Annotated in this window: 13 protein-coding genes; 3 read left to right on the top strand and 10 right to left on the bottom strand. The window is 71.2% G+C overall.

Annotation, left to right across the window (positions count from 1 at the left end):
• Positions 1 to 8: 8 nt before the first annotated feature.
• Positions 9 to 1,442 carry a gamma-aminobutyraldehyde dehydrogenase gene (locus M3195_RS13410; protein WP_251588293.1) on the bottom strand — a complete coding sequence of 478 codons (1,434 nt, stop codon included), beginning with the start codon at positions 1,440 to 1,442 and terminating at the stop codon, positions 9 to 11.
• Between the two features lie 100 nt (positions 1,443 to 1,542).
• On the opposite strand from M3195_RS13410, the gene M3195_RS13415 reads away from it, so the two are divergent.
• Genes M3195_RS13415 through M3195_RS13425 form a run of 3 tightly spaced genes read left to right on the top strand, consistent with a single transcriptional unit; the run spans position 1,543 to position 3,810 of the window.
• Entirely contained in the window at positions 1,543 to 2,010 is a 468-nt protein-coding gene (locus M3195_RS13415; RefSeq protein ID WP_251588294.1) for an Lrp/AsnC family transcriptional regulator, read from the top strand.
• Positions 2,011 to 2,059: 49 nt separating this feature from the next.
• A complete protein-coding gene (locus M3195_RS13420) occupies positions 2,060 to 3,466 on the top strand; it encodes an NAD(P)/FAD-dependent oxidoreductase (protein WP_251588295.1) in 1,407 nt (468 codons plus the stop codon).
• Positions 3,463 to 3,810 carry a cupin domain-containing protein gene (locus tag M3195_RS13425; RefSeq protein ID WP_251588300.1) on the top strand — a complete coding sequence of 116 codons (348 nt, stop codon included), beginning with the start codon at positions 3,463 to 3,465 and terminating at the stop codon, positions 3,808 to 3,810. The genes M3195_RS13420 and M3195_RS13425 overlap by 4 nt, the downstream gene beginning before the upstream one ends.
• Before the next feature lie 8 nt (positions 3,811 to 3,818).
• On the opposite strand, the gene M3195_RS13430 is transcribed toward M3195_RS13425, so the two are convergent.
• From M3195_RS13430 to M3195_RS13470, 9 genes are all read right to left on the bottom strand, one after another.
• On the bottom strand, positions 3,819 to 4,097 hold the full coding sequence (locus tag M3195_RS13430; protein ID WP_251588302.1) for a type II toxin-antitoxin system PemK/MazF family toxin: 279 nt from the start codon (positions 4,095 to 4,097) through the stop codon (positions 3,819 to 3,821).
• A 61-nt stretch (positions 4,098 to 4,158) separates the two neighbouring features.
• Positions 4,159 to 4,404: a CopG family transcriptional regulator gene (locus M3195_RS13435; RefSeq protein WP_251588304.1), complete on the bottom strand. Its 246-nt coding sequence runs from the start codon at positions 4,402 to 4,404 to the stop codon at positions 4,159 to 4,161.
• Between the two features lie 18 nt (positions 4,405 to 4,422).
• Complete coding sequence (locus M3195_RS13440) at positions 4,423 to 5,892, bottom strand: carboxylesterase/lipase family protein (RefSeq protein WP_251588306.1); 1,470 nt, start codon at positions 5,890 to 5,892, stop codon at positions 4,423 to 4,425.
• A 28-nt stretch (positions 5,893 to 5,920) separates the two neighbouring features.
• Positions 5,921 to 6,835, bottom strand: coding sequence for a DNA-methyltransferase (locus M3195_RS13445; RefSeq protein ID WP_251588308.1), 915 nt, complete (start codon positions 6,833 to 6,835; stop codon positions 5,921 to 5,923).
• Positions 6,832 to 7,881 carry a lipoyl protein ligase domain-containing protein gene (locus M3195_RS13450; RefSeq protein ID WP_251588312.1) on the bottom strand — a complete coding sequence of 350 codons (1,050 nt, stop codon included), beginning with the start codon at positions 7,879 to 7,881 and terminating at the stop codon, positions 6,832 to 6,834. Before M3195_RS13450 ends, M3195_RS13445 begins: the two co-directional genes overlap by 4 nt.
• A 40-nt stretch (positions 7,882 to 7,921) precedes the next feature.
• Positions 7,922 to 8,659, bottom strand: coding sequence for a DUF1684 domain-containing protein (locus M3195_RS13455; RefSeq protein WP_251588313.1), 738 nt, complete (start codon positions 8,657 to 8,659; stop codon positions 7,922 to 7,924).
• A gap of 299 nt (positions 8,660 to 8,958) precedes the next feature.
• Positions 8,959 to 9,813, bottom strand: coding sequence for an alpha/beta fold hydrolase (locus M3195_RS13460; protein WP_251588314.1), 855 nt, complete (start codon positions 9,811 to 9,813; stop codon positions 8,959 to 8,961).
• 9 nt (positions 9,814 to 9,822) lie between these two features.
• Complete coding sequence (locus M3195_RS13465) at positions 9,823 to 10,563, bottom strand: copper homeostasis protein CutC (RefSeq protein ID WP_251588315.1); 741 nt, start codon at positions 10,561 to 10,563, stop codon at positions 9,823 to 9,825.
• A 41-nt stretch (positions 10,564 to 10,604) separates the two neighbouring features.
• Entirely contained in the window at positions 10,605 to 12,227 is a 1,623-nt protein-coding gene (locus M3195_RS13470) for a helix-turn-helix domain-containing protein (RefSeq protein WP_251588316.1), read from the bottom strand.
• Between the last annotated feature and the right edge of the window lie 4 nt (positions 12,228 to 12,231).

A 12,231-nucleotide genomic window follows, 5' to 3' on the forward strand; every position in this document is an offset into this window, starting at 1 on the left:
TCGAGCGGTCATTCCAGTGCTGTCATCACGTGCTTCAGGCGCGTGTAGTCGTCGAAGCCGTACTGGGAGAGGTCCTTGCCGTACCCCGAGTGCTTGAAGCCGCCGTGCGGCATGTCGGACACGAACGGGATGTGGGTGTTGATCCATACGCAGCCGAAGTCGAGGTCGCGCGAGAAGCGCATCGCCCTGGTGTGGTCACGCGTCCATACCGAGGAGGCGAGCGCGTAGGGGACGTCGTTCGCCATCGAGAGCGCCTCCTCTTCGGCGTCGAAGGCCTGCACGGTGAGCACCGGCCCGAAGATCTCGCTCTGCACGGCCTCGTCGTCCTGGCGCAGGCCCGTCACGATCGTCGCCTCGTAGAAGTACCCGCGGTCTCCCTGGCGACGCCCGCCGGTCGCGATCGTGGCGTGCGCGGGAAGGCGGTCGACGACGCGCGACACCTGGGCGAGCTGCGCGGCGCTGCTGAGCGGACCGTAGAGCACGCCGTCGTCGTGCGGACCGCCCGTGCGGGCGTCCGTCTTCGCCTTCTCGACCAGCGCCGCGACGAACTCGTCATGTACGGAGGAGTGCACGAGCACGCGGGTGGCTGCCGTGCAGTCCTGCCCGGCGTTGAAGAAGGCGCCCGTGACGATGCCCGAGGCCGCCTTGTCGAGGTCGGCGTCGGGGAACACGATCGCCGGCGCCTTGCCGCCCAGTTCGAGGTGCACGCGCTTGACGTCGGCGGCGGCCGAGCGCGCCACCGCCATGCCCGCGCGCACCGAGCCCGTGATCGCGACCATCTGCGGCGTCGGGTGCTCGACGAGAGCCACCCCGGTGTCGCGGTCGCCGAGCACGACGTTCAGGGTGCCGGCGGGCGTGTGCACGGCCACGATCTCGGCGAGCAGCAGCGTGGTGAGCGGGGTGGACTCGGCGGGCTTCAGCACCACGGTGTTGCCCGCGGCGAGCGCCGGTGCGATCTTCCACACGGCCATGTTGAGCGGGTAGTTCCACGGGGTGACCTGGCCGATCACGCCGATGGGCTCGCGGCGCACGAAGGAGGTGTGGCCAGCGAGGTACTCGGCGGCGGCGCGCCCCTCGAGGCTGCGGGCCGCACCGGCGAAGAACCGCAGCTGGTCGATGGACTGCAGGATCTCGTCGGCGACGAGGCTGGCCCGCGGCTTGCCCGTGTCCTTCGATTCCAGGTCGGCGAACTCCTCGGCGCGGGCCTGCATCTCGTCGGCGATGCGGAACAGGGCCAGCTGCCGGTCGGCAGGGGTCGTGTCGCGCCAGATCGGGAACGCGGCGGCAGCCGCCGCGTAGGCCGCATCGACGTCGCTCGCGTCGGAGATCGGCAGCTCGCCGTACGTCTCCTCGGTCGCCGGGTCGATGAGCGGCATCCGCCCCGCGCCGTTCACGGGAACGCGTCGACCGCCGATGAAGTTCTGCAGGGGTTCTGTGGCCATGCTCGCCATGCTAGCGAGGGCATCACGAATACAGAAGAGTTGCCCGGCAACAACGACGGAATCAGTTGCCATTGCGTCGTTCGCCTGTCAATATCGACACATGAGCGGCCCATCCAAGCATCCGATGCTCGACGACATCTCGAAGCGCATCGTCGAACTCCTGCAGGAGGACGGGCGCCGTCCGTACGCCGAGATCGGCCGCGAGGTCGGCCTCAGCGAGGCGGCGGCCCGCCAGCGCGTGCAGCGGATGACGGAGGCGGGCATCATCCAGATCGTCGCCGTGACCGATCCGATGCAGCTCGGCTTCCACCGCATGTCGATGATCGGGATCCGCGTCACCGGCGACCCGCGCGCGGTGGCCGAGAAGCTCACCGAGATCACCGAGCTCGCGTACGTGGTCGTGACCCTCGGCACCTTCGACATCCTCGTCGAGGCCGTGTGCGAGAGCGACGCCGACCTGCTCGACCTCATCGCCACCAGGATCCGCACCATCCCCGGCGTCATCCACACCGAGAGTCTGCTCTACGCGGGCCTCTATAAAGACCTCTACAACTGGGGCACGCGCTGACCGCGCCGCCCGCACCGCCATCCGCACATCGATCCGCACCGGAGTGATCATGGGAACCACCGTCTTCGAACGCCAGCGCCCCTCGGATGCCGTCATCGACGCGTCCCTGCAGGGCACGGCGCTGAGCGTCTTCTGGCTCGACGACGTCGAGCGGCCGACGCACCCGCGGCTCACCGGAACCGTGTCCGCCGATCTCGTGATCGTCGGCGGCGGCTACGCAGGCCTGTGGACCGCGGTGCGCGCCAAGGAGCGGGACCCGCAGCGCCGCGTCGTTCTGCTCGAGGCGTCGCGCATCGCGTGGGCGGCGTCCGGTCGCAACGGCGGCTTCTGCGAGGCGAGCCTCACGCACGGCCACGAGAACGGTCTGACGCGGTGGCCGCAGGAGATCGACCGCCTCGAGGAGCTTGGCCTCGAGAATCTCGACGGGATCGCTCAGACGGTGGAGCGATACCGGATGGATGCCGAGTTCGAGCGCACCGGAGCGATCACGCTCGCCGTCGAACCGCATCAGGTCGAATGGCTGCGCGACGAGGAGGGCTTCCTCGACCGCGAGGCCGTGCAGGCCGAGGTGCACTCGCCCACCTTCCTCGCCGGCGCGTGGGATCGCGACGCCACCGCGCTCGTGCATCCCGCGAAGCTCGGCCTCGAGCTCGCCCGGGTCGCAGCGGATCTGGGCGTCGAGATCTTCGAGCACTCACTCGTTCGCAGCATCGAGGGCGACGGGTCGGGACCGATGACCGTCGTGACCCGCGACGGCGGCCGCGTGATCGCAGACGACGTCGCGCTCGCGACGAACGTCTTCCCGTCGCTGCTCAAGCGGAATCGCCTGATGACCGTCCCCGTCTACGACTACGTGCTCATGACCGAGCCGCTGAGCGCCGAGCAGCTCGCATCGATCGGCTGGTCGAACCGTCAGGGCCTCGCCGACAGCGCCAACCAGTTCCACTACTACCGGCTCACGGCCGACAACCGGATCCTGTTCGGCGGCTACGACGCGGTGTATCACTTCGGCGGCAAGGTGCGTGCCGAGTACGAGGACCGGATGGAGAGTCACCGCAAGCTCGCCTCGCACTTCTTCACGACCTTCCCGCAGCTCGAGGGACTCCGTTTCACCCACCGATGGGCCGGGGCGATCGACTCGTCGAGCCGGTTCTGCGCGTTCTTCGGCACTGCCCGCCGCGGACACGTCGCCTACGCCACCGGCTTCACGGGCCTCGGAGTCGGTGCAGCGCGGTTCGCCGCCGACGTCATGCTCGACGAGCTGTCGGGCGAGAAGACGGAACGCACGGAACTGGCCATGGTGCGCGAGAAGCCCATCCCGTTCCCGCCGGAGCCCGTCGCCTCGATCGGCGTCAACCTCGTCCGAGCGGCGATGGACCGCGCCGATCACGACGAGGGACGGCGCAACCTCTTCCTCAGGACGCTCGACGCGGTCGGCATGGGATTCGACTCGTGAGCGAGCTTCCGGCGGGGACGGCAGTGGATGCCGCGGCGCTGCCGCTCGCGCACGCGCCGCTTCCGGCATCCGATGTCGTGTCGGGAGCTCCGACCGCGGCGACCATCGCCCTCGGAGAGGTCCGCGGCGTCGAGGTCGGGGTGTGGGAGATGACGCCGGGCACGGCCTGCGACACCGAGGCCGACGAGGTGTTCGTCGTGCTGTCGGGCCGCGCCCGCATCGCCTTCCTCGACCCGGCGCTGCCGACGATCGAGGTCGGACCGGGGTCGCTCGTGCGCCTCGCCGAAGGCATGCGCACGGAGTGGACGGTCACGGAGACCCTCCGCAAGATCTACGTCGCCTGAGGGTGGAGTCAGACGCCCGACACGAGACGGACGCCGGCCCCGATCTGAGTGAGAAGGTACGCGGCGAGATGGCCCGCTGGGTAGGGATCGAGGAATTCGCGGCCGACGGGACCGACCTGACTGACGCTGGCTACCGAATCCCGATCGAGGCCCGACGCAGCGGCCGGGACGAGCACGTTTCCAGGAAAGCCCTCGAGGGTCGTGTTCGAGGTCAACGGCACGACCAGGACGGTCTCGATCCGCGTGTCGAGAAGCCAGTCCTCCTGGAGCACGACCGCGGGACGCACCTTCGCCGGCTCCGAACCGTGGGGGTTTCGAAGTCCACCCAGACGACATCTCCGCGGCGGATCACCAGTCCGGGCTCTCGCGCAGACGCTCCTCGTTCGCGCGCACGAAGAGCTCGTCATCCGAAGTTCGTTCGGCCCGAGCGAGCACGTCGTGGGCGATGCGGGTGAGTTCTGACGCACCCTCCAACTCGTCTGCGAGCCGAGCGCCGGCCATGCGGTAGAACTCGGATCGGTTCATTCCGTGTCGGCTCGCGACGCGTTCGAAACGCGCGAACTCGCCGTCGGGCACGGAGATCGCTGTTTTCATACCGGAAAGTATGACCTGTTATACCTTCAGCGGACGCACGGTCGCGTAGGCGTCCGCGACATCGCGGGTCTCGCTGTCGTAGACACGTACGCTCCCGGCATCCCCCTCGTGCCGAGGCCAGCCGGGATCGCCACCGGCGATGAACGAGACGGCCGCCGCGTGCACCTCGTCGGCGAGCTTCTGCGGCGGCGTGGGCCCCGCGAGGTTCTCGATGCGCGGGCCGTCGAGGCAGTCGAAGAAGAATGGGACGTCGAGGCAGTGCTCGGCGAAGCCGAACCGTCCGGACGGCCACGCGAACCGGTACACCCAGGTCGGCGCGTCGCCGCGATCGGCCGAGACCCGCAGCACGCCCACGCGGAACATCCGGTCCGTGAGCACGCGCCCCGCGAGCCGCGGCTTGCCAAGCCGCACGATGTCGGCGTTGGCAGCGAGGTACTCCCCCCGCACCGCGCGCGGCAGACCGAGTCGATCGAGCACGACGTTGCGGGGCACCCAGCGCAGAGCCTTCGCCACCGCTCCGCCGAACACCATCGTGAACTCGTCGTCGGTCGCGCCGAGCACGAGCGGCTTGTCGGCCCCGACACCGGCACGCAGCGATTCGCGCGTCGGCCGGGTGATGAGCTCGCCGTCGACAGCGGGTCCGAGCGGCAGCCCCTGGTCGACGAGGCTCGCGATCTCGCGGGGGTTCAGGTGGGTGGCCCGCTTCTGCAGCGTCAGCAGGCGGAGCTCGTCCACACCCGACAGCCCCGCGACCGTGGCATCGACGCCGGCCGTGGCGGCGAGCGCCCGGCCGAACGTCTCGGATCGGGATGCCGCGACATCCGTCAGCGCGGCCGACACCGCATAGACGCGCTGGAACAGGTGCTGCGCGCTCTCCATGCCGAGCAGGGTGAGCACGGCTCCGCCGCCCGCCGACTGTCCGGCGATCGTGACGCGCGCGGGGTCTCCGCCGAACGCGGCGATGTTCTGCTGCACCCACTCGAGCGCGAGCAGCCAGTCGCGCACCCCGCGGTTCGACGGCGCATCCTCGATCCACCCGAATCCCTCGAAGCCGAGGCGGTACGAGATCGTGACCGTGACGACGCCGTCGCGGTTGAAATTCCTCCCGTCGTACCAAGGACTCGCCGGCGACCCGGTCGTGAAGCCGCCGCCGTGGATCCAGACGAGCACGGGGAGCCCTGCGGCATCCGGATCCGGCGTGAACACGTTGACGTTGAGCGTCGACGGCCCCTCGACGCTCGGCTCCGGAATGAGGGTGTCCCCCTGATCGCCGCGCTGCGCGGTGGCCCCGAACTCCAGCGCATCGCGCACGCCCTCCCACGGCGCGTGCGGCACGGGGGCGGCGAAGCGCAGCGGCCCGATGGGCGGCTCGGCGAACGGGATGCCGAGGAACGCGGCCGACCGCGGCTCCCCTCGCCCTCCCGTGGTGGGGCGCCAGCGCCCGCGCACACGACCGCCTGCGGTGTCGACCTCGACGAATTCGCTCATCCCCGCAGTCTGCCGGATGCGGACGGGTTCAGCCCCGAACGACCTCGGCGTGCGGCATCCGCTCGGTCATGACCCGGATCGCCTCGGGATTGTCATCGACGAGCACGGCATCGCGCCCGAGCGCCGAAGCGACCGCTCCCGTGGTGCCGCTGCCCGCGAAGAGGTCGAGCACTCGGTCACCCGGCCGGCTCGATGCCCGCACGATGCGGCGGAGGATGCCCTCGGGCTTCTGCGTCGGATATCCCGTCTTCTCGCGCCCGGTCGTCGGCACGATCGTGTGCCACCACACGTCGGTCGGGAGCTTGCCGCGCGCCGCCTTCTCGGCCGTGACGAGACCTGGCGCCATGTACGGCTCGCGGTCGACGTCGTCGGAGTTGAAGACGTACTCCCGGGGATTCTTCACATACACCAGGATCGTGTCGTGCTTGGTCGGCCAGCGGCGACGCGACTTGGCACCGTAGTCGTACGCCCAGATGAGCTCGTTGAGGAAGCAGTCGCGCCCGAAGACGGCATCCAGCATCACCTTGGCGTAGTGCGCCTCGCGGTAGTCGAGGTGCAGGTAGAGCGTGCCGTCGTCGGCGAGCAATCGCCACGCCTCCTCGAGCCGGGGCATGAGGAACGCTCCGTAGTCGTCGAAGCGGTCGTCGTAGGTGCGCAGCATCCCGCGCACCCGCTCGTACCGGTGGCCGTGGAATCCGTGCCGCACCTCGGTCGGCGGCGCCGGCTCGGCATCCACGGGATCCCCCGCCTCCGCGTCCGGCTCAGCGCCCGGCGCTGTGCGCCGCGCGGTCACGATCTGCCGTTCCTGCGCCCGGCCGGTGTTGAAGGGCGGGTCGAGGTAGACGAGCGTGAAGGATGCCGAGGGCAGCGTCGCGGCGACGGCGAGGTTGTCGCCCTGGATGACGGTGACGGCGCCGTGCGCGGGCGGTTGCCCGTCGGTCACGGAACCCGGTGCAGCCACGCGTCGGTCGCGAACTTCGACTCGACCAGCGCCTCGGCATCGGCGTACTCGTCGGCCGTGATCGCGCCGTCCTCTGCGCCGGTGAGCGACCGGAACGTCTCGATGAAGCGGTCGATGATCTCGGCGCGCTCGAGACCGGTCTGGCTGCGAAGCGGGTCGACCCGCTTCGCGGCGGAGGTCGTGCCCTTGTCGCTGAGCTTCTCGCGGCCGATGCGCAGCACCTCGGTCATCGTCTGGCCGTCGATGTCGTACGAGAGCGTGGCGTGATGCAGCACTCCGCCGTTGGCGAGGCGCTTCTGCGCGGCCCCGCCGATCTTGCCCGAGGAGCTCGCGATGTCGTTGAGCGGCTGATAGACGGCGTCGATGCCGAGAGAGCGCAGCGCCTGCAGCACCCAGTCGTCGAGGAAGGCGTACGAGTCGGCGAACGTCATGCCCTGCACGAGCGATGCCGGCACGTAGAGCGAGTAGGTGATGATCTGTCCCGCGGCCATGAGCATGGCGCCCCCGCCCGAGATGCGGCGCACGACGTCGAAGCCGTGGCGCTCCGCGCCCTCGGGGTCGACCTCGTTGCGGTAGGACTGGAAGGAGCCGATCACGACCGCGGACTGGTCCCACTCCCAGATGCGCAGCGTGGGGCGGCGGCGACCCTCGCCGACGCGCGAGGTGAGCACCTCGTCGAGCGCCAGGTTCATGCGCGGCGACACCGCGGTCTCGTGCACGATCTCCCAGTCGAAGTCGCGCCAGCCCGGCGCGGTCACGAGGGCGCGGCGCACGGCCGTGCCCACGGCCTCCGGCGTGAAGCCGAGCAGCTGCGCACCCTCGGGAAGGGCGCCGCGCACGGCGGCGGCGATGGCCGTGGCGTCGGACTCGACCGGCAGACCCGTCACCGCCGCATCGATGTCGGCGAGAGCGGTGTCGGGCTCGAGGAAGAAATCCCCGGCGAGACGGAAACGGGCGATCCGACCGTCTTCCACATCGAGGTCGACGACGACGAGCTTGCCCCCTGGGACCTTGTATTCACCGTGCACGGTTCCAGCTTAAGGCGCTGGCCGTCGGCCGTGGCGGTGCTCAACGACCGAAGACGACGACCCGCTCCCCCGCGCGGATCGGCAGCGACCACCGGTTGCCGTCCGGCGGCTGCGGACACACGTACTGATCCGAGAACGCACAGGGAGGGAGGTACGCGCGGTTGAAGTCGATCACGGCCGAGCCGTCGGCATCCGGCTCGCCGATCGGGAGGAAGCGGAAGCGATACGTCTCGATGCCGTTGGTCCCGTCTCCGAACACCGCCGTCAGCCCGCCCTGCGCGGACCTCGTCGCCGCGAGGGTCAGCGGGATGCCGTCGAGGGCGAAGTGCAGCCGTCCGGCGAGGTCCTGCTCGTGGGTGGCGCCGTCGATCGCCGTGACCATGACGGTCTCGCCCGGTGTCTCCTCGAACCGCGCCGCGACGCGCCAGCCCTCGCGGGGCGGATACGCGTCGATGCCGCTGAAGCGCTCGCGCTCGGGACGCCGCGGGTTGAACACCCGAAGTGCGAGAGCCCCACGCCGGTCGAACACGCGCAGCTCGCGGTGCCCGAGTCGCAGGGTCTGCGTGCCGGTCAGGGTCACGCTCGATCCCGCCGTGCCGAGATCGCTGCCGCGGATGCCGCCGTCTCCGGTGAGCGCCCACAGACCGGGCACGCCCTCCACCGCGGCCGGCTCTGTGATGAGCCAGTTGGTCGACTCCAGCGCCGCCGGACCGTATTCGGCGCCGGCATAGCGCTCGCGCGCCTGTCGCCAGTCGCGCCACTCCTCCTCGAAGCCCACTGCGCCCCTCCTCGCCGCCCGCGCCCTCTCGTCCAGAATCTAGAGGGAGCGACGGATGCCGGGTGCGCCAGCCGTCACGCGGATTCACCCGCTGTCACGCGGGGTCACGTGGGGTCACGCGGGGGCATCTCCCGCGGCATCCCGCGAGGTCGTCGACGGTGAGAGCGCGGGGCCGGCGCACACGCTGTGCAGGAGATCACCGCCAGCGAAGGACCATATCGCGCGGGATCTCCTTCAGAACGCGGGATCTCCTTCAGAACGCGCGGGACGGCGCGGGCAGGGCGCGCGGGGATGCGGGCTCAGCGCGCGGGGATGCGGGCATCGAGCCACGCGAGCACGTCGGCGCGCACCTCGGCCTGGTTCACCTCGGCGAAGATCTCGTGCCGGGCGTCGGGGTAGACGAGGGTCGTGATGTCGGTGAGACCCGAGCGGGTGCGGTACTCCTCGGCGAGCCGATGCACGCTGCGGGGTCCCCCCACCGGGTCGTCGCGGCCGACGAGCAGCAGCAGCGGGATGTCGTGGCCGAGGCCCTTGCGCGGGCGGCCGTACAGCCGCGCGGCCTCGATCGGGCCGAACAGCTTCAGCAGCGGCACGTCGGTCGTGAGCGGGTCGTCGTGGAACGCCGCCCACACCTCGGGGTCGCGGCTCAGCCACTCCAGCCCCGTCGCCTCCGGTCCGGCCCAGCGCGCGTTCAGCGGGGCCGCGTTCAGCGAGCCGGGCATGCGCAGGGCCGACCCCGAGAGGATCACGGCGTCCCATGCCGCGGGATGGTCGTTCACCAGTATCTGCGCGAGGAACGATCCCCACGAGTGCCCGAGCAGCACGAGCGGCAGGTCGGGGTGGTCGTCCTTGATGATGCCGGTGAGCTGCCACACCGCCGCGACCGCGGCCCGCAGACCGCCCTTGCCGAGACGCCCGAGCTTCGCCGGTCCCTCGTGCTGACGGATGCCGGTGCGACCGTGTCCGCGGTGGTCGTCGGCGTACACGTGGAACCCGGCCTCGGTGAGCGCGGTGATCAGCGCGCCGTACCGGCCGGCGTGCTCCCCGACTCCGTGCAGCAGCTGCACGACTCCTCGTGCGTCGCCGACCGCCTCGTGCACGTCGTAGACGATGGCGATGCCGTGGGCGTCGGTGAACTCGCGGGTATCCGTCACGGGGCGAGCCTACCGGCCGAGCGCGGCGACGATCGCGCGCGCGGTCTCGAGGTCGGTGACCTCGTATCCGCCGACGCCGTCGGCCGCCGAGCCCATGCGCACGCCGCCTTCCTCGCGCACGGTGCGCTTGGCGGAGAAGTGCAGGGCGTCGACGCCGCTCGCAGCGAGAGCCACGGCGCTCGCGGCATCCACTCCGCTCCCGGCCATGACCTCGATGCCGCCCGCGGCTTCCGCCACCATCGCGCGGAGCGTCTCGACCCCGTCGATCGCCGCCGATGCGCCGCCCGAGGTGAGCACCCGACGGAGTCCGAGCGAGCGCGCGGCGGCGAGGGTCGCGACGGGGTCGGCGGTCACGTCGATCGCCCGGTGGAGGGTGACGGATGCCGCGCCTGCGGCGTCGCGCAGCCTGACCATCGCGGCGAGGTCGAGGGCGCCCGCGGCATCGAGCGCTCCGACGACGACGCCGTGGGCGCCCGCGTCGATCGCTCGCTGCACGTCGCGCTCGGTGACCGCGAGCTCGTCGGCGTCGTAGTGGAACCCGCCGGGGCGCGGACGCACGAGCACGTGCACCTCGACGCCGAGGTCGCGGGCGGTCTCGATCGCGAGCTCCAGGGTCGCGGGCGACGGCGTGAGCCCTCCGAGCGGGAGGGCCTGGGCGAGCTCGATCCGCCTCGCCCCGACGGCACCGGCGACCCGCACTCCCGCGGTGTCCTGGACGGCGATCTCGAGGGCAGGCATGCGGGTCGTCATCGGTCCATTCTGCCCGAGCGCCGACGGCGAGAAGTGAAGGATCAATGCACGGGCAGCGTGCGGATCTCGAGCATCGCGGCGAAGCGGGCGTCGGCGTCGTCGAGGTCGAGCTCTCCCACTTCTGCGACGCGGCGCAGGCGGTATCGGAACGTGTTGGCGTGCACGAAGCACGCGGCGGCGGCCGCGGTGACGTCGCCGAAGTGATCGAGCCACGCCGTGAGGGTGTCGACCAGATGCGCATCGTGTCTCGCGTCGTAGTCGATCAGCCGGGCGAGCGGCCCCGAGGCGAGGTCGCCGCGCGCGCTGCGCAGGTCGCGGAGGTCGAGCAGCAGCGAGTCGGTCTCGACGTCGGCGATACGGGCGAGGCTGCGCTGCCGAGGTGCACGCTCGACCACCACGCGCAGCGCGCGGTGGGCCTCGGCCCGCGAGCGCGCGATCTCGGCGACGGTCGCGGCGGGACGGCCGATGCCGATCACGGCGGGGATGCGGTCGCCGACCCGCTGCAGGAAGTCCTCGGCGAGCCGCACGGAGCGGTCCTCGGCAGCGGCATCCGCCACCGGCAGGATGCCGTAGACGGTGTCGCCGACGAGGGCGACGGCCGCTCCCTGCTGCACGGCGGAGAGGTGCAGTGCGAGCGCGTCGGTGAGTCGCTCCCGCTCCGCGATGGAGTCGTGCTCGGTGCCGTCCTCGCCGCGCGGTGCGAGGGCCGTCGCCATCACCCAGACGCGGCGACCGGCGAGCCCGAGGCGGCCGAGCGCGTCCTGCGCATCGGGCCCGCCGTCGACGGCACGGCTGACGAGTTCGGCGCGCAGGCTGCGCTGCGCGTCGGCTCCCGCACGGATCCGCAGCAGGTGCAGCGCCACGAGCGTGGTCGCGTCGCGGAGGGTCGCCGCGCGCTCCTCGGTGAGCGGGCCGTCCATGGCGGCCCAGATCGAGCCGAGCACCTCGTCCCCTGCACGCACGGCGATCGCGATGCGCTGCGTCGAGACGCCCTCCCCGAGCCGAACCGGGTCGACGACCACGGGAGCGTCGCCGCGGTAGAGGTCGCGGAAGACTCCCATCTCGGTGAGCACGCGCGCATACCGATCCGGCACCTGGCGCCCGATGATCGTCTCGACTCGGGAGGGGTCCGCGGCCTCCTGTCCGCCGGAGAAGGCGAGCACCCGCGACGACCGGTCCTCGATCGTCACCGGCGCGTCGAGCAGTGCGGCGATGGCGTTGGCCACGGCGAAGAGGTCGCCCGACGACACCCCGCCCAGCGACTCGGCCGGCGTCTGGCCCACGTCGTCCTCGGCGAGCAGTGAGCGCAGGAGGGCGGCCAGCTGCGTCCACGTCGCACCGCGGGCGAGACCGAGGACCGCGATGCCGGCGTCGTCAGCTGCATCTCGTACACTCCGCGGCAGCTCGGTCGATGCGCGCACGACCACCGCCACGGCGCCACGCTCCCCCGCCTCGCGCACGAGCGCCGCCAGCTCATCGGCGTCGCGCAGCGCGACCGCCAGCACCACGGCCCCGTGCGGGTAGACCGGCTCATCGAGCGGATCGTGGATGACGACGCCGCCGACCTGCCGGTCGACGTCGATGCGCCCGTAGGTCACATCGAGCAGCGTCACGCCGAGATCGTCGATCACGCGACCCCAGCTCGACCGTGACAGCGCGCTCATATCG

The organism is Microbacterium hydrocarbonoxydans (assembly GCF_023715885.1).
GTDB classification, from domain to species: domain Bacteria; phylum Actinomycetota; class Actinomycetes; order Actinomycetales; family Microbacteriaceae; genus Microbacterium; species Microbacterium hydrocarbonoxydans_C.

What these genes read in the sequence shown, in the direction of transcription:
- M3195_RS13440 (WP_251588306.1), bottom strand. Translation starts at nt 5,892, where the DNA reads ATGAGCGAATTCGTCGAGGTCGACACCGCAGGCGGTCGTGTGCGCGGG.
- M3195_RS13435 (WP_251588304.1), bottom strand. Translation starts at nt 4,404, where the DNA reads ATGAAAACAGCGATCTCCGTGCCCGACGGCGAGTTCGCGCGTTTCGAA.
- M3195_RS13465 (WP_251588315.1), bottom strand. Translation starts at nt 10,563, where the DNA reads ATGACGACCCGCATGCCTGCCCTCGAGATCGCCGTCCAGGACACCGCG.
- M3195_RS13470 (WP_251588316.1), bottom strand. Translation starts at nt 12,227, where the DNA reads ATGAGCGCGCTGTCACGGTCGAGCTGGGGTCGCGTGATCGACGATCTC.
- M3195_RS13420 (WP_251588295.1), top strand. Translation starts at nt 2,060, where the DNA reads ATGGGAACCACCGTCTTCGAACGCCAGCGCCCCTCGGATGCCGTCATC.
- M3195_RS13410 (WP_251588293.1), bottom strand. Translation starts at nt 1,442, where the DNA reads ATGGCCACAGAACCCCTGCAGAACTTCATCGGCGGTCGACGCGTTCCC.
- M3195_RS13415 (WP_251588294.1), top strand. Translation starts at nt 1,543, where the DNA reads ATGAGCGGCCCATCCAAGCATCCGATGCTCGACGACATCTCGAAGCGC.